This window comes from Collinsella aerofaciens (genome assembly GCF_964283865.1).
GTDB lineage: Bacteria > Actinomycetota > Coriobacteriia > Coriobacteriales > Coriobacteriaceae > Collinsella.
This window is the reverse complement of the sequence record NZ_CAXYLS010000001.1, coordinates 48,420-69,652: the sequence shown is the minus strand read 5'-3', so window position 1 is coordinate 69,652 and position 21,233 is coordinate 48,420. Positions and strand designations below refer to the sequence as shown.

Below are 21,233 nucleotides of genomic sequence, written 5' to 3'. Positions count from 1 at the left end.
GGCAAGTAATAAGGGCCGAGCATTTTGTTCGGCCCCTCTGTTCCGACTGGATGAGGTTAAGGTTGGCGATGAACATGCTCAAAATCTCGAAGGCGATCTTTAGGTCGCTTCTCTCCTCCAGGTCGCTCTGTGTTGTCGTTGTTGCGTTGATGGTTCTTTGTGCTCTGCCCGTCTTCAGGAGCGCGGCTGGCATCGACGGACGGGTCGAATACCTCGAGTCGGGAATAACCCGTGTTGAGCAGGAATTGTCAGCATCCTATGCGGATGCGCTTGTGAATGCGGGGGAGGACGGTGTCTATACCTCTTCATCAAGCATGCCCGCGCTTCTGTACCCTCTTGCCGCGGGACGTCTTATCTTGGCACCGCTCTCTCCCCTACTTCCGTTTCTGCAGATATCGGATGGAGAGTACACCTATTATGACGGATCGAAGGAGTACTTGCTATGGGTCGCAACGGCCGTTGCCGTCTCGTTCCTTGCCGCGCGTCTTAACAAACGTGAAAAGCTCATCATCCAGGCACCGATGGGCGAGCTGGGTAGACTTGTTGCATCGAGCGTATGGGCGAGTGTTTTTGCAATGCTTGCCGTCCTCGCCATCAATCTTCCAGGGATAATCGCCGCGCTTGTGAAGAATGGCCCGGGCTCGCCGTTCTATCCGATAGGCTACATTCAATATGCGACTCCGGTTATCAAACCGGCTTGGCTGGTGTTCGCGCAGACGGCCATCTTGCAATTCTTGGTGGCAGCGTTCATCTCGCTTGTCGTTCACCTTGCCGTGAAGATTGCCAATAACCCTACGCTTGGAATCGTGTTCGTATGTGCCCTGATGGGGGTGACGATGGTTCCCGGGTATTACGGAAGATCCATCGCTTTACGTGAGTTCGCCCTGTTGAATCCCCTTACGTATGCGAACACTGAGTTGACCGTCGGCGCCTATAGCCCGTACCCGACAACGCAGATAGTGAATCTGCCTGGACTTTGCTTCGAGCGTGGCGCGATTGCCCTCGTATGCGCAATCGGGATCGAGGTGCTGGCAATTAGCCTGCTTTGCGTTGCTGGAAAGAGCGGCTGCGCGTGCCCGATATCCCCGATTTGTCTTGAGAGAGGTTCCTTCACTGCATCGAGAACGGCAACTCGTTCGAGCGCTTGTGCCTCCGCCGTTGCATACGTAAGAACGATGGGGAAACTGCTCCTGCGTTCTCCTACCCTCGCCGTATGCGCGATTGCAATGTCGACGACGATGCTGGCCCCGGCTCTGGTCGAGATGTTTCCTGACGCTGATAACGTTTCCGCTGTTCGGTATAGGGATGGGGAGCTCCGTTCAATAGATCGGTATCTAGAGCAGAACGCTGCGAATATGGACGTCGAGGGCAAAGCGGCCCTGGAAGACATGCGGGATGCTCTTTCGGGTTTCGTGTACGCGCCTATGCCTGCGGAGGGGTTTCGAAGCCTTGCGACGTACGAGCGCGCTCGAGGTGAGCTGGGCGCGGCAGATGCGACTCTCCTGCAATCGATCGGAATCGAGCCGGAGACTCCTTCTCGTGCGGAGGCGCGCGCCCTTCTGCTTGAGTCGATCGCGAGCTTGCCGGAACCCAAGGTTTACGAGTTAAGTACGAAGATGCCCCCATTAATCCTCCTTTCGTATCTCCAGGCAGCGCTTCCCTCCTTATTTTTGCTGTTGCCCGTGGTTGTCACATCGCTCGCGTGCACCCACCTGCAGTGTCGTTCCCTTCTGGTTCTCCAGATCCCCGCAACAGCGCATGTGCGTTTTCTGACGGCTGTTGCGCTGGCTCTCCTGCTTGGCTTGGTGCTGCTTTTGGTGTCGATGGTTCCCGCTGTCGTTGTGTCCGTGATTAAGAACGGTGCGGGTGGATCGGAGTATCCCGTCGCTCTCATTCGGGCGGGAGCTTCGACAACGTCCATGGTGGGGGAGGCGGTGTTGTGCAGTATTCCGTTGCTGGTCATGGCATACGGCGTGATTTCCGTCGTCGCTGCGTTGACAGCAGCGATTAGCCGCAACCCCGTTGTCACCGGAATGGTTTGCGCGGTTCTCTTGGTGTTGGGTTCGTTGAGCGCTCATGTTGAAAGCGTGGGCATGGGCGTCGCGCTGCTGGCTCCATTCGCCTCGTTTGATCCCGCTTCCCAGGTGGGGACGATTGGGTTCCTTGGGCGAGGGACGAACGCGATGCCTTTTGGAGAGGTCGTCGGCGCATCGGGCGCTCTGCTGGTGGTCTTGGGCGCCGTATCTCCGTTGATGGTGCGCCTGAGTGTTCCAAAGATCGAAAGGGGATGATCTCGATGATTGACCTTCAAACGCTGACGATCTCTTATGGAAAGAAGGTGCTCGTAGATTCGGTGAACGCTGAGTTTGCCCCGGGTACGGTCTACGGTCTCGTCGCTCCGAACGGGCATGGAAAGACGACGTTGCTGCGTGCGATGGCAGGTTTGCCGGGTCCTCGCGTGGACGGGAGCATCGTTCTGGATGAGGTGCAGGGTACGGGTGCGAGAGAGGTCCGTTCTATGATCTTCTATGCACCTGGTGAGGGGACGCTGCTGTATCCCGGATTGCGTGCGGAAGATCACCTCAAGATGGTTTGCGATATGTGGCCGCACGCTCGCGATATCGAAGAGATAGTGGAACAAACGCAGATAGGCGAGTTCGCGAAGATGAGGATCCGCACTCTGAGCCAGGGCATGAAGCAGCAGCTTACCCTGGCGATTGCGTATGCGACGGGCGCGCGGTACCTTCTATTAGATGAGCCCATGAACGCGCTCGACCCCAGCAGGGTGGACTTGCATTCCGAGATTCTCAGGAAGCTGGCCGATTCTGGTACGTGCATCATCATGTCATCCCACATCTTGGATTCGGTCGATAGGCTGTGCGATGAGATTCTGTTTTTGAAGGATGGGAGGCTCATTAGAAGCATTCCGCAAGATGATGCTGCGCCGAAGTCTCCTGGATCCCATTTCGCAAAGCCTGCCGGACGCGCCGAGGGTGCGCTAAGCACGTATCGGCGACTCTACGAAAAGGGCGGGTAGAAATGCAAGTTAAAAATCTATGTGGTCAATATGATGCCGTTGAACCCGCGTATCGATACCGCTCAGCCATTCGCCTCGCCCCCATCGCACGCATCTTCATTCGGTCTGTTACTTTTAATCTAACGATTCTTTGAGGAATGCAGGTGCTTCTGAATGTACTGTCGACTTCTTCTCAAACTAATCCTAAGAGACAAGGCCGTATGGATTTCCACGCTCGTTCTTGCTGCAGCCTTTTCCGTCCCCATTGCGTTCAATTCACCCATCTACGGCCCCTTCTTTATGAAGCAGGGCATGCAGGGCTTTGTCGACGCATTCAATACGCGCGCGCCCCAGGCCAGCGGCACAGACCTATCGCCAGAGCAGCAAGATGACGCTGAGCTTGCAAGATACGCGAACGCCGCCCTCGCCGCTCAAACCGACGCCGCCTTTCTCGACTCTGCCGAGAGCTACTACGCGCTCATGGACGAGGGCTTCCAATCCGGGTCCATCGTGGGGGACCAGGAGACCAATGACGCAGAGCTCGCATATTGCCGCGCTCTGAGCAGCTCCGGCATCGCGGATATCCCGGCCTCCGCAAACGACCTGCCGTTCCTCTCCTTCCTGCCCTACGCCATTGCCCAGGCGCCGTCCTTCCTTCCCTTCATCCCCTTCCTTCTCTCGTCGATACTCGTGCTCGGCGCCACAAGGCCCGGGACCCTGGCGGCAAAGGCGCCCGTGCCCAAATTCCGGCGCCTTATCCAAACCGTGTTTTCGATAATTGGCGCGGGGACCGCGATGCTCCTCGCCGGCCTTGCGCCCGGGAGTATTTACGCCTTGGCCCTAAACGGCTTCGGGCAGATCGGGTACCCGATCGCCTTCTTCCATAACGGCGCGCTCACTACCACGACCGCGGGAGACGTCTTCACGACCATACTTCTCGCGCTGCTCGCGGGTGGAACCTTGATATCCGTTTGTTCCGTCGTCCTATCGACCGCAACGAGGCGCGTCTTCGCGGGCCCCCTTACCTCCGCGTTGCTTGTCGCGGCCCCGGCATTCCCGTTATTGTCCGATTCGGCACTGGGGCATAATGCCGCGCTCGAGCTCCTGCCGCTGGCCGTGTTCTCGCCTATCGAGGCAACGGGTTACGTAGGATGCTTCCCAACAGAATTCATTGACTCCGGTTCAAGCGGTGCATCGATGCTTGCCGTGGCCCTGATATACGTCGCGGTCTTTTTTGCGGTCGGCGCCGTTGCGACACGTTCGCCCAAACAGTCTGAACCCGCGAAAAAGCGCCATGGGCTCGAGCTTCTGGACGTGAGCGTGGGATACGGAAGCACGACGATACTTTCAATCGGATCGCTTTTCTTGAGCCCGGGAACGGCGGCGGGCCTCATTGCTCCCAACGGCTCGGGGAAAACCACCTTTCTTGAAGCGCTGTCGGGCCAATTTCCCACCCGTATCCACTCGGGAAGCCTGGTGGCAGACGGAATCAGCCAACGTCAATCAGCCGAATTTGCAGAACTCGTCTACCTGAGCTCTTCAGGCGGCACGGATCTTTACCCCACGCTATCAGCCCTCGAGCACCTTGCTTTCGTTAGGGATGCGTGGAAATCGGCCGCCGACATCGACTCGCTCTGCAGCTCCCTCGGAATCTCCCCATATCTCGACAAGCCGGCCCGTAAACTCTCGACGGGAATGAAGCAGCAGGTAAAGCTTGCCATGGCGATAGCGACCGATTGCCCGTACCTCATCCTCGATGAACCGCTGAACGGCCTCGATCCGGGAAAGCGGAAAACCTCCTGCGACGCGATGCGCAGCGAGGTGGCGCGGGGACGCAGCGTGCTCATTTCAAGCCATCTGCTCGACGACCTGGCAGACCTCACCGACTCGTTCTACTTCATCGAGGCCGGCACGCTCGTGGAAAAGATCAAGTCGTCCTCGCAGACGCTCAAGCAGGAATACCTCGATACATACGAGAGATGAATGTGGGGGAGTGTTCGGATGATAGTTGATATTCAAGGGCCAGCTCGTGTCGTGCCGAAAAGACCGTGAACCTTTTGTGGGACATGCGGCGCCGTGGTACCATAGCCGAGTTTGTTGTCTTGGTCGGAAACCAAGACGCCTTATGCGCTGATCGGTAACCAGCGCCTGACCAATAAGGAGTCCTACCATGAAGCAGGGTATCCATCCCCAGTATGTCGAGTGCACGGTGACGTGCTCCTGCGGCAACACCTTCAAGACGCACGCTACCGTGTCCGAGATGAAGGTCGAGCTTTGCAACGAGTGCCACCCGTTCTACACCGGCCAGCAGAAGTTCGTCGACACCGGTGGACGCGTCCAGCGCTTCGCCGACAAGTTCGGTGGCGCCGCTGCCGCCCAGCTCAAGAAGGCTGAGGAGGCCAAGGCTGCCAAGGCCGCCAAGGCTGCTGAGGCCGAGGCCGCTCGCAAGGCCGCCGCTGAGGCTAAGGCTGCCGAGAAGGCCAAGCGTGCTGCTAAGTTTGCCGAGGAGGCTGCCAAGCAGGCCGCCGAGGCTCCCGCAGAGGCTCCCGTCGAGGAGGCCGCTGCCGAGGCCGAGACCACCGAGGCTGCTGAGTAAATAGCTCGCCGCGGAATCACTCGCATTCATGGCATGAGGGCCGTGCATCCATTTGGGTGCGCGGCCCTTTTCTTTTTATTGGTGCAAGCTAACCTGTCCCCGTGGCACCAAATGGCAGAGAGACGGCGTTTGCTCAGATAAAACCTGCCAAAATAAACCCGTTCCATTGCGGCAGGTTGGTCATAGTTATTACGTGGCGGTCGAGCTCGACCGTATAGGCCGCGCCTTGTTTGGCTAAAGTACAATCATCTGTGTTTAACTCGCCCGCAGCTGCACGGCGTGGGCGATGGCCAAAAAGGAAAACCACATGGGATTCATGTCAAAGCTGCTGTCCTTTGGATCCGATAAGGACCTTAAGCGCTACTACAAGATCGTCGACCAGATCAACGGTCTTGAGCCCCAGTTTGAGAAGATGACCGAGGAGGAACTCCGCGGCCAGACCGATAAGTTCCGCGAGCGTTACGCCAACGGCGAGTCGCTCGACGACATGCTCCCCGAGGCCTTTGCCACCGTGCGCGAGGCTTCCAAGCGCACCATGGGTATGCGCCACTTTGACGTGCAGCTCATTGGCGCCATGGCGCTGCACGAGGGCCACATCGCCGAGATGAAGACCGGCGAAGGTAAGACCCTCGTCTCCACGTTGGCCGGCTATCTCAACGCTATTGCCGGCAAGGGCGTGCACGTCGTCACTGTCAATGATTACCTTGCCAAGCGCGACTCCGAGTGGATGGGCCGCATCTATAAGTACCTGGGCATGACCGTCGGTCTGCTCCAGAACAACATGCCGCTCGAGCTCAAGCGCCCGGCCTACCAGGCCGACGTCACCTACGGCACCAACTCCGAGTTCGGTTTTGATTACCTGCGCGACAACATGGTCACTCGTCCCGAGCAGCGCGTGCAGCGCGGCCACAACTACGCCATCGTCGACGAGGTTGACTCCATCCTGATCGATGAGGCTCGCACCCCGCTGATCATCTCGGGCGCTGGCACCAAGTCCGCCAGTACCTACAAGGACTTCGCGCGTGCCGTGCGTGGCCTTGAGCGCGGCGAGGACGTGTCGCACGACATGCTTACCGCCACCGAGGACGTTGAACCCACGGGCGACTACGTCATGGACGAGGCCAAGCACACCATCGCCGCCACCGAGCGCGGTCTTAAGAAGATCGAGCGCCGCCTGGGTATCGATGACATCTATGCCGATCTCTCCGGCCAGCTGGTCAACCACCTGCAGCAGGCGCTGAAGGCCCAGTACATGTTCCACCGCGACAAGCAGTACGTGGTCACCAACGGCGAGGTCAAGATCGTCGACGAGTTCACCGGCCGCATTATGGAAGGCCGCCGTTACTCCGAGGGCCTGCACCAGGCCATCGAGGCCAAAGAGGGCGTGCTCGTACGCGAGGAGAACCAGACGCTGGCCACCATCACCTTGCAGAACTACTTCCGTCTGTATGACAAGCTCTCCGGCATGACCGGCACGGCACTCACCGAGGATGCCGAGTTCCGCGAGATCTACAAGCTGCCCGTCGAGGTCATCCCCTCCAACAAACCCGTTCAGCGTGTTGATCACGAGGACCTGGTGTACCGTACCATTCAGGCCAAGTACAACGCCGTCGCCGACGATGTCGAGCAGCGTCACGCCAAGGGCCAGCCGGTCCTGGTGGGCACCGTCTCCATCGAGAGCTCCGAGAAGCTGTCGGCCGCCCTTACCAAGCGCGGCATCGCGCACGAGGTCCTCAACGCCAAGCACCATGAGCGCGAGGCTCATATCGTTGCCCAGGCCGGACGCTACGGCGCCGTGACCATCGCTACCAACATGGCCGGTCGTGGTACCGACATCCTGTTGGGCGGCAACCCCGACGAGCTGGTGCGCGAGCGCCTTGAGTACGAGGGCCTGACCATGGAGGACGTGACGCCCGAGCAGCTTGAGCAGTTTAACGCCGAGGCCAAGGAGACCTGCAAGGCCGAGCGCGAGCGCGTGCTTGCCGCCGGCGGCCTGACCGTTATCGGCACCGAGCGCCACGAGTCCCGTCGTATCGACAACCAGCTGCGCGGCCGCTCCGGCCGTCAGGGCGATCCGGGCGAGACCCAGTTCTACCTGTCGCTCGAGGACGACCTCATGCGCCTGTTCGGCGGCGACAAGATGGACCGCGTCTCCAAGATGATGGTCACGGCCGACATGGGCGACGACATGCCCATCCAGCACAAGATCATCTCCAAGGCCGTCGAGAGCGCCCAGCACAAGGTCGAGAGCATCAACTTCTCCATGCGCAAGAGCGTCCTTGAGTACGACGACGTCATGAACAAGCAGCGCCAGGTCATTTACGCTGAGCGCAATAAGATTCTGGACGGCAAGGACCTGACCGACCACATCACCGAGGTCATGCACGACACCGTGTACCGCTGCGTTCAGGAGTTCTGCACCAAGGACAGTCACGATGGCGAGCGCGACCTGGAGGGCCTGCGCAAGTGGGTTGTGGAGCTCACCGGCCACATCGATACGCCGAAGTTCCCCGACGAGGATTATGAGGCTCTGGCTGCCGATGTCCTGGCTTACGTAGAGAAGTGCTACAACATGAAGGCCGAGCGCTTGGGCGAGGACCTGATGCGCGAGCTCAACACCCAGGTCATGCTGCGCGTCATCGATACCCGCTGGATGAACTACCTGCAGGAGATGGACTATCTCAAGACCGGCATCGGCCTGCGCGGCTTTGGCCAGCGCGACCCGCTGGTCGAGTACAAGACCGAGGCCTACGGCGCGTTCCAGATCCTCGTCGACACCATGTACGAGGATTACCTGCGCACGGTTCTGCGCATCGAGATCAAGGCTGCCCCGCGTGCCGTGGAGCACAAGGAGGAGCCCGCGCTCGAGCGTGCGCACTTCTCCGGTCCTGCCGAGGTCGATGGTGACAACGGCGACTCGGTGCTGCGCAAGCAGGCGCAGGTGCAGGCCCGCACGGCTGTCCAGGGTGGTCCGGCTGCCGTCAACAACGGTGGCAAGGTGACCACCTATCGCAAGTCCGAGAGCGACGATCCGTACGTCAACGTGGGCCGCAACGACCCGTGCCCCTGCGGTAGCGGCAAGAAGTTTAAGTACTGCCACGGCAGGAATCGTTAATGGCTGAGGCTTTAGAGGTAACGCCCGCCGAGCTGGACGCGTTTGCGGACCGGCTCGGCGAGGTCGAGTCGTATCTCCACTTGGACGAAAAGCGCACGCGCGTGACCGAGCTCGAGGCCAAAAGCGTGGCCCTCGGCTTTTGGGATGACGCCGACGCCGCCCGTGCCACCATGGAGGAAATCGCGCGCACCAAGGAAGATATCGCTGCCGTGGACAACGCGCGCGGCGAGCTTTCCGATGCCCGCGCCGCGCTGGAGCTTGCCGAGGAGATGGGGGATGACCCCGATGCCGCCGCCCTTCGCGAGGAGGCTACAGCCACGGCTGAGCGCCTGGCCCGTGCCATCGATGAGTTTGAGCTTTCGAGCTGGTTTACCGGTGAGTTCGATCACGGCGATGCCATTGTGACCATCAAGCCCGGACAGGGTGGTCTGGAGGCCCAGGACTGGACCTTCATGCTCTTTAAGATGTACATGAAGTACTGCCAGCGTCGCGGCTGGAAGGTCACGATTAACGACTGCCCCGCTGCTGAGGTCATCGGCATCGACCGCGCGACCTTTACCGTCGAGGGCAAGGACGCATTTGGCATGCTGCGCGCCGAGGCCGGCGTCCACCGCTTGGTTCGCATTAGCCCCACCGACGACAAGAAGCGCCGCCAGACCACGTTTGCCGGCGTCGAGGTCATCCCCGTGCTACCCGATGATATCGACATCGAGATCAGTCCCGATGACATCCGCGTGGACGTGTACCACGCGAGCGGCCCGGGCGGTCAGGGCGTTAACACCACCGACTCCGCCGTGCGCGTGACGCATTTCCCCAGCGGCATTGTGGTCACCTGCCAAAACGAGCGCAGCCAGATCCAGAACAAGGCCGCGTGCATGCAGATCCTCAAGGCTCGCCTGTACGAGATTGAGCTCGAGAAGCGCGCCGAGGCCCTGGATGAGATTCGCGGACCCAAAACCACGATTGGTTTTGGCAACCAGATCCGCAGCTACGTGCTCTACCCGTATCAGATGGTTAAGGACCTACGCACGGGCGTTGAGACCAGCAATGTCGAGGCCGTTCTTGACGATGGCGACCTGGACCCGTTTGTTATTGGCTACCATCGCTGGGCCACTGGCAACGCTGACGCGGAGATCCCATCTGCATAAACCGCCCGGTTTATGTGGAAATGGATAAAACCCTCCGAGCAGGGTGGTTTTGTATCCAAAGCAAACCCTGCGCAGGGGTGGTTTTTGTTCGGCGAATCGGTAGAATCGAATACAGCAAGAAGTTCGAAGCGCATCCGTTTGGGTGCGCTTTTTTGAGGGAGGTAGCATGGCATATCGTCTGGACATCAAGCGCATTCTATCGATGAACTTCTTTCACGACCTGCCCCAGATTATGTTGGGGTGCGCTCTGGCCGCTATTGCGACCGACCTGTTTTTGATTCCCAACGGCCTTGCTGCCGGTGGTGTTACGGGCCTTGCCACCATTATCCAGGCGGTCGGCGCATCGCGCGGCATATCGCTTCCCGTTGGTATTCAGACGATCGTGATGAACGCCTTGCTGTTGCTGGTCGTTATGCGCGAGGGCGGCATGTTCTACGTGGTGCAGACCGCGACAGGCTTTGTGCTGCTGGGCTTCTTTACCGATCTGTTCGCCCCGTTTGTAGCACCTCTGGCGGATGCGGACCTGATGCTCCCTGCCATGTGGGGCGGCATTATTACAGGCATCGGTTACGGCATGGTGCTGCGCGCCGGCGCCAACACCGGCGGCTCGGACACGATTGGCCAAATCATCTCGCGTAATACCTCGCTGCCCGTGGGCTCGACCGTCATGGCGATCGATGTTGCCGTATGCGCGCTGTCGGCTCCGGTCTTTTCAATCGAAAATGCACTATATGCAGGCCTTTCGATGGTCATTAGCGGCTACGTGATCGATGCCGTGGTCGATGGTGGCAACAAACGCCGTATGGTACTCATCATCTCGGACAAGTTCCCTGATATCGCTGCCGATATCATGTATGGCCTGGGTCGTGGTTGTACCAAGTTTAAGGCGACTGGCATGTATTCGGGTGCCGAGAAGCCGGTGATCATGGTCATCGTGAACCGTCGAGAGCTCAATACCCTCAAGACGATCGTGCGCGAGCGCGATCCTCACGCCATTGTGACGGTCGCCGACGTTACGGAAGCTTTCGGCGAGGGATTCAAGGACATTAGCGCGTAGGGCCGACCGCGTCCCATCCAAAAGACGTTCACATTGATAAACCGTTTCATCAGCGGTTCTGCCTGCTAAATTGTTATAAGATAATGATAAAAACTCTGGTAAAGCCATCAGTTTCCAGCATAATGAATGACGTACGTGCATTGCGGCTGTGTTGGGATTACCTTCGGTGCCGTGCGCATTTTGTCTAATGAGGATGAAAGGAAGGCACAATGAGCGACGAAGAGCTCAAAAAGGTTGCCAACGAGGTAAGGAAGGGCATCGTCACCGGCGTGCACGCTGCCAAGTCCGGCCATCCGGGCGGTTCGCTCGGCGCTGCCGACATCATGACCTATCTGTACTTTGAGGAAATGAACGTCGACCCGGCCCATCCCCGCAAGGCCGACCGCGATCGCTTTGTGCTTTCCAAGGGCCACTGTGCACCTGGTCTGTACGCTGTGCTCGCCGAGCGTGGGTTCTTCCCCAAGGAGGATCTTGAGACGCTGCGCCACATCGGCAGCCACCTGCAGGGTCATCCCAACATGAACGACACTCCGGGCGTTGACATGTCCACCGGTTCGCTCGGCCAGGGCATCTCCGCCGCCGTGGGCATGGCCGTTGCCGCCAAGCACTGGGGCGATACTTATCGCACGTACGCCCTGCTGGGCGATGGCGAGAGCGAGGAGGGCCAGGTCTGGGAGGCCGCCATGTTTGCCGGCAACCAGCAGCTCGATAACCTCTGTGTGATCGTCGACCACAACGGCCTGCAGATCGACGGTCCCGTCGAGGAGGTCAACGACCCCATGCCGCTCGCCGACAAGTTCCGCGCCTTTAAGTTCCACGTGGTGGAGCTTGCCGACGGCAACGATTTCGATCAGATCCGCGCCGCCTTTGCCGAGGCTCGCGCCACCAAGGGCCAGCCGACCGCCATTATCGCCGAGACCCTGAAGGGCAAGGGCGTGTCCTTTATGGAGAACCAGGTTGGTTGGCACGGCAAGGCCCCCAATGATGAACAGTTTGAGCAGGCCATGGCAGAGCTCACGGCCGCCGGAGAGGAGCTCTAGGATGGCAGACGTCAAGAAAATCGCCACGCGCGTAAGCTACGGCGAGGCCCTCGTCGAGCTCGCCAACGAGCACGATGACTTTGTGGTCCTCGACGCCGACCTGGCCGCCGCCACGCAGACCGGTAAGTTTAAGGCCGCCTGCCCCGACCGTTTCTTCGATGTGGGTATCGCCGAGAGCAACCTGATGGGTGTTGCCGCCGGTATCGCAACCACCGGTCGCGTTGCCTTCGCGAGCACCTTTGCCATGTTCGCCGCCGGCCGCGCCTTTGAGCAGGTCCGTAACTCCATCGGCTACCCGCACCTCAACGTTAAGATCGGTGCCACGCACGCCGGTATCTCGGTGGGCGAGGACGGTGCTACGCATCAGTGCTGCGAGGATATCGCCCTGATGCGCGTCATCCCCGGCATGACCGTTATCGTTCCGGCCGACGATGTCGAGGCCCGCGCCGTGACGCGCGCCGCCTACGAGTGCGACGGCCCCGTGTACATGCGCTTTGCCCGTCTGGCCTCGCCGGTTATCAACGACCCCGAGACCTACAAGTTCGAGTTGGGTAAGGGCATTGTCATGCGCGAGGGCGCCGATGTGACCATCATCGCCTGCGGCCTGATGGTCGGCGAGGCTCTCGAGGCCGCCGAGCAGCTTGCTGCCGAGGGCATCGATGCCGAGGTCATCAACATGCACACCATCAAGCCCATCGATGCCGACCTGATCGTCAAGAGCGCCACCAAGACCGGCCACGTCGTGACCGTCGAGGAGCACTCTGTGATCGGTGGCCTGGGCAGCGCCGTTGCCGACGTCCTGTGCGAGCAGTGCCCGACGCCGCTCAAGAAGATCGGTGTCAACGACACCTTCGGCGAGTCCGGCCCGGGTGCCGAGCTCCTGCACAAGTACGGCCTGGACGCCGCCAACATCGTGGCGACCACCAAGGAGTTCTTGGCATAAGGCAAGACGAGGCAAAGTATCGTCTCAACAACCACATCCAAGCCAGAACAGGGGTATCCCCAAAGAGGGCGCCCCTGTTTTTGTTGAATTTAAATTAGAGTCCTGCCAAGCAAAGGTCCCATGGGGAAACGGGCCCATCCCAACAAAGTGCAATTCAGACCCTTCCAACTTTGTATGCGCAGCATCTCAAGTTGGTGCGTCGGCCCCATAGTAGCCGCAGGCCGGGCGCAGGGTTACCTCCCAAATCTTTCCGCAGCGCATGGCCGGCGTTTGTCCGCAGCTCCGCAGGAGCAGGACAAATGCCGGCCATGCGCGAGGACGATTTGGGAGGTAACCCTGCGCCCGGTCGGTGAGACCCAAACCCCGCCATGCTTCTTATGTGCAGCAAAGCTAATGCTGCTAAAATACAAAGCGCTCATGTAGTTTAAACGCACGACGATAAGGAGCACCAGTGGGTAACCACTTCCGTACCTCCGGTGCGGGCGATGATGCCCCCAAGACGCAGACAGGCGTCCAGGGCAGTCGTTTCGCCACTCCGGATTCAGAGGGCCAGCCTGTTGCTCAGGCCCCCGCTCAGCCGGCAGATCAGGCACAGCCGGCATCCGATCCCTTTGCCTACAATCCCACCAGCGATGTCGCGCTTTCCGGCACGGCGGGTTTTGAGCCCGTTCAGGCCGTGACCGCTCGCGTGGAGCAGCCTCAGGCTGGCGCCGCCACGCCGCAGCCTACCATGGCCGGCATTCCCGACCCCATGGCCCCTGCGACGCCGGTTCCTCAGCCTGCGCAGTCCGGTCTCTTTGCCGCTATTCCCGATCCCACGCAGCCTGCTGCCCCGGTGGTCGAGAGCGATCAGGCCGCCGAGGTCGCAAGCCTCGATAACGCGCTCAACAACCCCGATTTTACGTCGGTGTTTGCGCCCATCGATCCGCAAGCCAGCCGCAAGAAGATGGCCAAGCAGGCCGGTGTCGAGCCCGTCATCCTTATGGAGCATGTCACCAAGATCTATCCGGCACAGCCCAACAAGCCTGCACTCGACGACATCAACATCGAGATCTATCCGGGCGAGTTCGTCTTCCTGGTCGGTCATTCCGGCTCGGGTAAGACCACGCTGCTGTCGACGCTCAACCGCGACGTCAAGCCGACGAGCGGCCGCATCTTGGTTGCCGGTCAGGACCTCATGAAGATCAAGAACCGCAAGGTTCCGTTCCTGCGCCGTCAGATTGGCGCCGTGTTCCAGGACTTTAAGCTTCTGCCTCAAAAATCCGCCTACGAAAACGTGGCGTTTGCCCTGCAGTGCATCGGCAAGCCCAAGGGTGTCATTCGCAGCCAGGTTCCCGAGGTGCTGCGTCTGGTCGGCCTGGCCGATCAGATGGACTCGCTGCCCGATCAGCTTTCCGGTGGCGAGCAGCAGCGCGTTGCCGTTGCCCGCGCCATGGTCAACCGCCCGCCGCTGCTTATCTGCGACGAGCCCACGGGCAACCTCGACCCGGCGATCTCGCTGGGCATCATGAAGCTGCTCGAGCGTATTAACCGCACCGGCACCACCGTGATCGTCGCCACGCACGACCGCGAGATGGTCGATAGCATGCACCGTCGCGTGATCGCCCTCGAGGGCGGCCACGTTATCCGCGACCAGGAGAGGGGAGGTTACGGCAACTATGGCACCAACTAACGTGGGCTACTCCTTCAAAGAGGCAATCAGTCACTTCTTCCGTAACTGGACTACCTCGCTCGGCGCCGTCATCACGATCTTCCTTTCGCTGTTTATCATCGGCCTGTTCATCATGGGCTCCGCGATGCTGAACTCCGTGATCGGCACCGTCGAGGATCAGGTCGTCATCAACGCCTTTATTAGCGATGACGCCGATCAGGCCGATGTTCAGGCTTTTGAGGCTGAGCTCAAGACGTGGAGCAACGTCAAGTCCGTGACGTACAAGGACAAGGACGACGCGCTGGCCGAGTATACGAGCAAGATGTCGGGCAACGCCGACGCCACCATGAGCGCGCTCGATGGCCAGAACCCGCTGCCGGCTTCGTTTGCAATTGAGATGGACGATCCGTCCAAGGTCGAGAGCACGGCCCAGAAGCTCAAGAAGAACGCCGACTTCCAGAAGATCGCGGATGACGGCGACGTCAACGCGAGCGTGCTGTACGGCCAAGAGGAAGTGAGCCGCCTGTTCCAGGTGACCAACTACATCCGCATCGCCGCCGTGGTGCTCGTTGGCCTTTTGACCTTTATCGCATTCATCTTCATCAACAACACGATTCGCCTGTCCATCACGGCGCGTCGTCGTGAGATTGCGATTATGCGTCTGGTCGGCGCCAGCAACGGCTTCATTCGCGGCCCGTTTATCACCGAGGGCGTACTGCAGGCCATTTTGGGCTCGCTGCTTTCCATCGGCGTTCTGGAGCTGCTGCGCAATCTGATGATTCCGCGTTTGCAGGAGAGCATCGGCTGGATGTCGTTTGCCCTGCCGATGCAGTACTACCTGGTGACCTATGCTGCGCTGATTCTGGTCGGTGTGATTATCGGTCTCTTTGGTTCTGCCATAGCCATGCGCCGCTACCTGCGCGTGTAGGCATGCCTGGAATTCATCCCTTCCAACGGGTCGTCTCTTATGGGGCGGCCCGTTTTTTGATCTCTAGGGGACGGCAGGAAAGCGAATCATTTGGGTAGACTCTTTGGAGTTCGTCATCGATAGCAAGGAGGCGCCATGGGGCGCAATAACAAGCATAAGCGCGGTGCTCGCAATAAGCGTGGGCCGGTGCGCAGCGAACGCCGTCCGAGCCTGACCGGGCGCGTGCAGCTCCATGAGCATGGCGCCTATGTCATAACCGAGAGCGGCGACTACAAGGTTATGGGCCGCGGTAAGCGCGAGATCATGGACGGCGACACCGTTGCCGTGAGCATTAAGAACAGCCCGCACGGTGAGCGGCGCGCCGTGATCGAAGGCGTGGTTGAGCGCGCAGCCATAAGCGTGGTGGGTACGTACCAGACCGCTGGTCCGCTCGGTGTGATCGAGCCGCTCGATTCGCGCCTGAAGGCCGACTTCTTCATTCTGCCCGAGGATACCTCGGCGGATCGTCTGGGCGTCCACCCGGGTGATGCCGTTGTCGCGCGCATTTTGACCTACCCGACGCGCCTGGAATCGGGCACCGTGACGATCGAACGCCGCATTGGCGGAGATGACGCGCCCGATTTGGGCGTTCAATACGTGATGGCGCGTTACGGCTATACCGATAGCTATCCCGAGGCCGCGCTGGACGAGGCCGAGGGGCTTTCGCTCGATGTGTCCGCGGCGCTTAAGGACCCGCTCCGCCGCGATCTGCGCGACCGCTTTGTCATCACGATCGACCCGGTCGACGCGCGCGACTTTGACGATGCCATTTCGCTTGAGCGCACGCCCGAGGGTGGCTACAAGCTGGGTGTGCATATCGCTGACGTTTCTCACTATGTGGCTTGGGACGGGCATATCGATCTTGAGGCTCGCCATCGTACGACATCGGTGTATCTGGCCGATCGCGTGCTTCCCATGCTGCCCGAACGCCTGTCCTGTGACCTATGCTCTCTTCGCCCTGACGAGGACCGTCTTGCGTTTACCGTTGACATTGAGCTCGATGCGCAGGGTCGCGTGCGGCATTACGATCCGTACCCCAGCGTGATTCGCTCGCGTGTGCGTATGGACTATGACGGCGCCGAGGCGCTGCTGGTGCGTGCCGACGCTGTTGAGTATTCGGTGCTGGAAGGCGCCGCTGAGGATGTTGCGGCTGCTGAGGCCTCGCGCGAGGAGGCGCTTGAGCGCGGTCTTGCGTGCGAGGAAACTGCTCGCGGCTATAACGTCGACCTCGGCGATTTCCTTGTCGCCGCCAACGAACTCGCCGAACTTCGCCGTCGTATTCGTCGTGCCCGCGGCTCAGTCGATTTTGACACGGCCGAGATTCGCGCTCTATTGGATGAGGACGGAGTGCCCGTGCAGATTGTGGCGCGCGAGCGTTCGTGTGCCACGTCGCTTATCGAGGAAGCCATGCTACTCGCCAACGAGTGCGTTGCAGAGTGGCTGGCAGACCGTGATATCGAGGCCTGCTATCGCGTGCATGAGGATCCGAGCCCCGATAGCCTGCACGGTGCCGCCGTTGCGCTGGCGCAGCTAGGCATCATCGACGATCGCCGTGCTGCCGGTATCGCCCTGGGGAGTCCCGATGAGCTACAGGCTGCAGTTGATGCTGCCGCCGGTACGGCCAACGCACCGCTCGTCAACACGCTGCTTCTGCGCAGCATGCAGCGCGCACTGTACAAGCCGCGCAACGAGGGTCACTTTGCGCTCGCCGCGCCGTGCTACTGTCACTTTACGAGTCCCATCCGTCGCTACCCCGATCTGGTGGTGCACCGCGTGCTCAAACTGCAGTTGGCCTATGAACAGCTCGGCGGCAAGGACGCCCTGGTCCGTACGCCGCGGCTGATCGGCAAGGGGCGCGAGTCGCTGCCGCGCATTCTGCCGCAGATCTGCCGCGCATGCAGCGATGCGGAGCGTGCGGCCGATGCCGCCAGCCATGCGACGCAAAAGATCAAGATTGCCCAGTACTATGAGGACCGTCTGGGCGAGCGCTATGCCGGAACCGTCTCGTGGGTTAGCAGCATGGGCCTCTTTGTGCGCTTGGACCTGACGCAGGTCGAAGGCTTGGTTTCGATCAAGAGCCTGGGCAACGAGTGGTTCGAGTTCGACGAGGATGCGCTTACGCTGACGGGCGCCGACACGGGGACTCGCTATGAACTGGGCCAGCGCGTGATTATCGAGGTCTCGCGCGTCAATACCACGCGTGGGCACTTGGACTTTAAGCTTATCCATTAGCCAAATCTCGACTCATGGCGGGAGAGCGGAGGGCGGTCTTTCGGGGCCGCCCTCCGCATTTGGATCATGGCTACCTTGCCGTCTGCTCGGCCGCCCGCTTACCTGCTATTTGAGAGGTAAAACCTACCAAAATAAACCTGTCCCTTTTTGGCAGGTTTACAAGAAAGCGGGGATGAGATGGCGACGGTGTATGGTTATGCGCGGGTGAGTTCGCGCGATCAGAATCTTAATCGGCAGCTGGATGCGCTGGGCGCCTATGGCGTGGGCTCGGCGAATATTTATGCCGACCATGCGAGCGGCAAGGACTTCGATCGACCGCGCTATCGCGAGCTGCTGCACGTCCTGGGAGACGGGGACGTGCTGGTGGTGCTTTCTATCGACCGACTTGGTCGTAATTACTCCGAGATTCTTGAGGAATGGCGACGCATTACCAAGGAGCTCGGGGTTGCCATTGTGGTGTTGGACATGCCATTGCTTGACACGCGCGCCAGGGCAAGCGGCACGCCGGATGTGACCAATACCCTGATTGCCGATATTGTGCTGCAACTGCTGAGCTACGTGGCGCAGGTGGAGCGCGAGAATATCCATCGGCGCCAGGCGGAGGGAATTGCAGCGGCGCGGGCGCGAGGGGTTCGTTTCGGTCGACCTCGCAAGCCGTGCCCTCCTCAGTTTGATCTGGTACGCGATAGCTATGAGGCGGGCGATATTACCCGCAGCCAGGCAGCAAAGTGCCTGGGCGTGTGCGTGGGGACGTTCGATCGCTGGATGCGCGAGGCGGGGTAGGGGTTTGCGTCGCTTTGTCGCTTCCTGTTGCGATTCAAATTTTGATACGGTGGCGATGTCATTCGGGGCTACACTCGCTGATATTCAAAAAAGGAGGTAGGCCCTTGGCGCGCGTAAAACAAATAATCGGATGGACCGCGATCGTTCTGTTCGCTGCAACGCTGGCGGGCATCTGGGTGCTGACGGAGCAAAATGCGGTGGAGACGTCGTTGCTGAGCGAGTCCACCGCGCGTGTGGTGGAGGGTCAGGCTACGGGCGTACAGGCTGCCGATGTCGCGGGTGAAGCTCAGGCCGAGAACGGGATGACAGGGGGCACCGATTCGGCTGCTTCGAATGTCCGGTCTGGCCGACTTGCTTCCATTCGCATGTGGGTGGGCACGAACGTCCGTCGCGTTGCCCATACCGTAGAGTTTTTCTTCGTCGGATTGTTCGCCTCGGTGGTCGTGGTTTGCTTTTCCAGGCGTCCGTGGAGCGTATGCTCCCGTTGCGTGCCCGTGTTGCTCTTTTGCGCCGTCTGCTCCGTTGGCGATCAGGTACATAAGATCTTTGTTCCCGGCAGGCATTTCGACGTTATCGATTTAGGATTCGATGCTGCGGGCTATGTCACCGCCATGCTGTTGGTATTGCTGGTCTCCGCATGGGTGCACCACGAGACGCGCCCCATCGGCGCCCATGCGAGGCGCTAGCCGGTAACAAACCCGTTTCTGATCATGCGACCTTGTTGAATTATTTTGTGTCGCGCGTATTTCCGAGCGGTCGGATTTGAGGGGCGAGCGGTAGAACGCTCGTCCTTTGTGCGCCACGATGCGGCACAATGTACCGTAAAAGCTGTTTGTATCCGGTACGAATCGTTCGTTGGTCTTTAATTCTTCTCAACGGAGGTGTTTGAGATGGCAAACGGATTGCTTTTGCGGCTTCGCGAGCGTGAGCTCAGCGCGAGCCCGGCGGAACGCAATGTCATCGCATATGTGAGCGCTCATCCGCACGAGGTGGTCGGGCTGTCCGTCCGCGGTCTTGCCGATGCCACGTTCTCCTCGCCCTCGAGCATTTTGCGCTTTTGCAAGCGTTTGGGTTTTGCGGGCTACAAGGAGTTCCAGCGCGAACTGATTGCCGAGCTGGCGCTCTTAGGTGACAAGAAAGACGTAGCCCTCGAGGACATCTCCATGGATGACAGCGTCGAACGTATCGTGGGGAAGGTGATGAAAAGCAACGTGCGCACGATCGAAGCGACGGCGCGAACGCTCGATTACACCGTCTTGGAGCGATGCGCGGCCTATCTTAAGCGGGCACGCGCAGTCAATCTGTTCGGTATCGGTGCCTCTCGTTTGGTCGCGCACGATCTGGCGCAAAAGCTCATGCGTGTCGACAAAGAGTGCCATCTGTACGACGACTGGCATGATCAGCTCTTGTGTGCCAAGAACATGCATGAGGGCGATATGGCAATCGCCTTTAGCTACTCGGGCTTGACGCAAGAGGTGCTGGACTGCACCGCCGAGGCCCAACGTCACAACTGTCCCGTTGTGGCCGTGACCAAAGTAGATGGATCATCCAAGCTTGCCACCATGGCCGATGCCGTGCTCGGCGTCGCTGCGAGTGAGCCCTTGGTCCGCAGCGGTGCCATGGCTTCGCGTATGGCCCAGCTTATGGTTGTCGATGCCCTGTACGCTGCTTACGTTGCCAGCGACTACGAACGGGCGACGCATGTCATTAAGCAAAACTACATCGAGAAACAGGAAAGATGAGGTGAATGAAATGCTCGATTTAACAAAATTCACGACCGAAAAGCGTAATCAAAGGTCTATGGACCTCGATACGATGACATCGCTGCAAATCGTTACGACGATGAACGATGAGGATCTTCGTGCCGTCCAGTCGGTCACAAAAGTGTTGCCCCAGGTTGCCACAGCAATCGACTGGGCTGCTGAGGCACTCGAGCGCGGCGGGCGCGTCTTTTACATGGGCGCAGGCACCAGCGGTCGTCTGGGCGTACTCGACGCTTCGGAGTGTCCGCCCACGTTTAGCGTGTCACCCGATCTGATTGTCGGGCTCATTGCCGGAGGCGAGACGGCGTTTATCAAGGCTGTCGAAGGTGCCGAAGACAGTGAGGAGCTCGGCGCGAGCGACCTGCGGGGGCGTGGACTCTCGGACAAGGATCTTGTCGTTGGCCTGGCGGCAAGCGGTCGTACTCCCTATGTGGTGGGCGGCCTTGTATACGCCAAGGCAACTGGGTGCAAGACGATCGCAATTGCCTGCAACCAAGGGTCGAAGATCGGGGAGAGCGCAGATCTTGCCATTGAACCCGTGCCCGGTCCCGAGGTACTGACCGGCTCAACGAGGCTCAAGGCGGGAACGGTTCAAAAGCTCATTCTCAACATGATTTCGACCGGTGCCATGGTCAAGATCGGCAAGGTATACCAAAACCTGATGGTCGATGTGCAGCAGACGAACGAGAAGTTGGTGGTGCGCGGCCAGAACATCGTGATGGAGGCGACCGGCTGCACGCGCGAGCGCGCTATTCAGGCGCTTGCAGATGCCGGCGGCCACGTAAAAACCGCTATTGTCTCGGTACTGCTGGACTGCGATGCCGAGCAGGCTGCGGTAGCTCTTGAGCGAGCGCGAGGCCATGTCCGTGCTGCGGTGAGTGGCCATGAGAAGAGCGATGCCGATGCCCAATAGGTGTGCGGC

General features: G+C 59.9%; 16 protein-coding genes. All 16 read left to right on the top strand.

Going from position 1 to position 21,233, the window contains the following annotated elements; genetic code table 11:
• Nucleotides 1-68 precede the first annotated feature (68 nt).
• The 16 genes from ACRX4W_RS00270 (at nt 69) to murQ (ending at nt 21,224) form a co-directional block, all read left to right on the top strand.
• Nucleotides 69-2,291 (top strand): hypothetical protein, encoded by a 2,223-nt coding sequence (locus ACRX4W_RS00270; RefSeq protein ID WP_117773355.1) that lies wholly within the window; start codon nt 69-71, stop codon nt 2,289-2,291.
• A 5-nt stretch (nt 2,292-2,296) separates the two neighbouring features.
• A complete protein-coding gene (locus ACRX4W_RS00265) occupies nt 2,297-3,037 on the top strand; it encodes an ABC transporter ATP-binding protein (RefSeq protein WP_117769450.1) in 741 nt (246 codons plus the stop codon).
• A 153-nt stretch (nt 3,038-3,190) separates the two neighbouring features.
• Entirely contained in the window at nt 3,191-4,999 is a 1,809-nt protein-coding gene (locus ACRX4W_RS00260) for an ABC transporter ATP-binding protein (RefSeq protein ID WP_432298869.1), read from the top strand.
• Nucleotides 5,000-5,186: 187 nt separating this feature from the next.
• Complete coding sequence (rpmE, locus tag ACRX4W_RS00255) at nt 5,187-5,612, top strand: 50S ribosomal protein L31 (RefSeq protein WP_006235303.1); 426 nt, start codon at nt 5,187-5,189, stop codon at nt 5,610-5,612.
• A gap of 307 nt (nt 5,613-5,919) precedes the next feature.
• The gene (gene secA, locus ACRX4W_RS00250; RefSeq protein WP_117773349.1) at nt 5,920-8,727 is read left to right on the top strand and encodes a preprotein translocase subunit SecA; all 2,808 of its coding nucleotides are present in this window, start codon (nt 5,920-5,922) and stop codon (nt 8,725-8,727) included.
• The gene (gene prfB / locus ACRX4W_RS00245; protein WP_117773347.1) at nt 8,727-9,875 is read left to right on the top strand and encodes a peptide chain release factor 2; all 1,149 of its coding nucleotides are present in this window, start codon (nt 8,727-8,729) and stop codon (nt 9,873-9,875) included. The genes secA and prfB overlap by 1 nt, the downstream gene beginning before the upstream one ends.
• A 166-nt stretch (nt 9,876-10,041) precedes the next feature.
• Nucleotides 10,042-10,932 carry a YitT family protein gene (locus ACRX4W_RS00240; RefSeq protein WP_117746564.1) on the top strand — a complete coding sequence of 297 codons (891 nt, stop codon included), beginning with the start codon at nt 10,042-10,044 and terminating at the stop codon, nt 10,930-10,932.
• Between the two features lie 209 nt (nt 10,933-11,141).
• On the top strand, nt 11,142-11,972 hold the full coding sequence (locus ACRX4W_RS00235) for a transketolase (RefSeq protein WP_117634793.1): 831 nt from the start codon (nt 11,142-11,144) through the stop codon (nt 11,970-11,972).
• Between the two features lies 1 nt (nt 11,973).
• On the top strand, nt 11,974-12,915 hold the full coding sequence (locus tag ACRX4W_RS00230; RefSeq protein ID WP_006235309.1) for a transketolase family protein: 942 nt from the start codon (nt 11,974-11,976) through the stop codon (nt 12,913-12,915).
• Between the two features lie 451 nt (nt 12,916-13,366).
• The gene (gene ftsE, locus ACRX4W_RS00225) at nt 13,367-14,587 is read left to right on the top strand and encodes a cell division ATP-binding protein FtsE (protein ID WP_117773345.1); all 1,221 of its coding nucleotides are present in this window, start codon (nt 13,367-13,369) and stop codon (nt 14,585-14,587) included.
• Nucleotides 14,574-15,494 (top strand): permease-like cell division protein FtsX, encoded by a 921-nt coding sequence (gene ftsX, locus ACRX4W_RS00220; RefSeq protein ID WP_099432018.1) that lies wholly within the window; start codon nt 14,574-14,576, stop codon nt 15,492-15,494. Before ftsE ends, ftsX begins: the two co-directional genes overlap by 14 nt.
• A 135-nt stretch (nt 15,495-15,629) precedes the next feature.
• Nucleotides 15,630-17,765 carry a ribonuclease R family protein gene (locus ACRX4W_RS00215; protein WP_117735979.1) on the top strand — a complete coding sequence of 712 codons (2,136 nt, stop codon included), beginning with the start codon at nt 15,630-15,632 and terminating at the stop codon, nt 17,763-17,765.
• Between the two features lie 177 nt (nt 17,766-17,942).
• Nucleotides 17,943-18,548 carry a recombinase family protein gene (locus ACRX4W_RS00210; protein ID WP_117773343.1) on the top strand — a complete coding sequence of 202 codons (606 nt, stop codon included), beginning with the start codon at nt 17,943-17,945 and terminating at the stop codon, nt 18,546-18,548.
• Nucleotides 18,549-18,652: 104 nt separating this feature from the next.
• Nucleotides 18,653-19,234, top strand: a complete 582-nt coding sequence (locus ACRX4W_RS00205; RefSeq protein ID WP_164473284.1) for a VanZ family protein — start codon at nt 18,653-18,655, stop codon at nt 19,232-19,234.
• A gap of 204 nt (nt 19,235-19,438) precedes the next feature.
• Entirely contained in the window at nt 19,439-20,290 is an 852-nt protein-coding gene (locus ACRX4W_RS00200) for a MurR/RpiR family transcriptional regulator (protein ID WP_099432014.1), read from the top strand.
• 10 nt (nt 20,291-20,300) lie between these two features.
• Complete coding sequence (gene murQ / locus ACRX4W_RS00195; RefSeq protein ID WP_432298868.1) at nt 20,301-21,224, top strand: N-acetylmuramic acid 6-phosphate etherase; 924 nt, start codon at nt 20,301-20,303, stop codon at nt 21,222-21,224.
• Nucleotides 21,225-21,233 lie beyond the last annotated feature (9 nt).

What these genes read in the sequence shown, in the direction of transcription:
- ACRX4W_RS00270 (WP_117773355.1), top strand. Translation starts at nt 69, where the DNA reads ATGAACATGCTCAAAATCTCGAAGGCGATCTTTAGGTCGCTTCTCTCC.
- ACRX4W_RS00265 (WP_117769450.1), top strand. Translation starts at nt 2,297, where the DNA reads ATGATTGACCTTCAAACGCTGACGATCTCTTATGGAAAGAAGGTGCTC.
- ACRX4W_RS00260 (WP_432298869.1), top strand. Translation starts at nt 3,191, where the DNA reads ATGTACTGTCGACTTCTTCTCAAACTAATCCTAAGAGACAAGGCCGTA.
- rpmE (WP_006235303.1), top strand. Translation starts at nt 5,187, where the DNA reads ATGAAGCAGGGTATCCATCCCCAGTATGTCGAGTGCACGGTGACGTGC.
- secA (WP_117773349.1), top strand. Translation starts at nt 5,920, where the DNA reads ATGGGATTCATGTCAAAGCTGCTGTCCTTTGGATCCGATAAGGACCTT.
- prfB (WP_117773347.1), top strand. Translation starts at nt 8,727, where the DNA reads ATGGCTGAGGCTTTAGAGGTAACGCCCGCCGAGCTGGACGCGTTTGCG.
- ACRX4W_RS00240 (WP_117746564.1), top strand. Translation starts at nt 10,042, where the DNA reads ATGGCATATCGTCTGGACATCAAGCGCATTCTATCGATGAACTTCTTT.
- ACRX4W_RS00235 (WP_117634793.1), top strand. Translation starts at nt 11,142, where the DNA reads ATGAGCGACGAAGAGCTCAAAAAGGTTGCCAACGAGGTAAGGAAGGGC.
- ACRX4W_RS00230 (WP_006235309.1), top strand. Translation starts at nt 11,974, where the DNA reads ATGGCAGACGTCAAGAAAATCGCCACGCGCGTAAGCTACGGCGAGGCC.
- ftsX (WP_099432018.1), top strand. Translation starts at nt 14,574, where the DNA reads ATGGCACCAACTAACGTGGGCTACTCCTTCAAAGAGGCAATCAGTCAC.
- ACRX4W_RS00215 (WP_117735979.1), top strand. Translation starts at nt 15,630, where the DNA reads ATGGGGCGCAATAACAAGCATAAGCGCGGTGCTCGCAATAAGCGTGGG.
- ACRX4W_RS00210 (WP_117773343.1), top strand. Translation starts at nt 17,943, where the DNA reads ATGGCGACGGTGTATGGTTATGCGCGGGTGAGTTCGCGCGATCAGAAT.
- ACRX4W_RS00200 (WP_099432014.1), top strand. Translation starts at nt 19,439, where the DNA reads ATGGCAAACGGATTGCTTTTGCGGCTTCGCGAGCGTGAGCTCAGCGCG.
- murQ (WP_432298868.1), top strand. Translation starts at nt 20,301, where the DNA reads ATGCTCGATTTAACAAAATTCACGACCGAAAAGCGTAATCAAAGGTCT.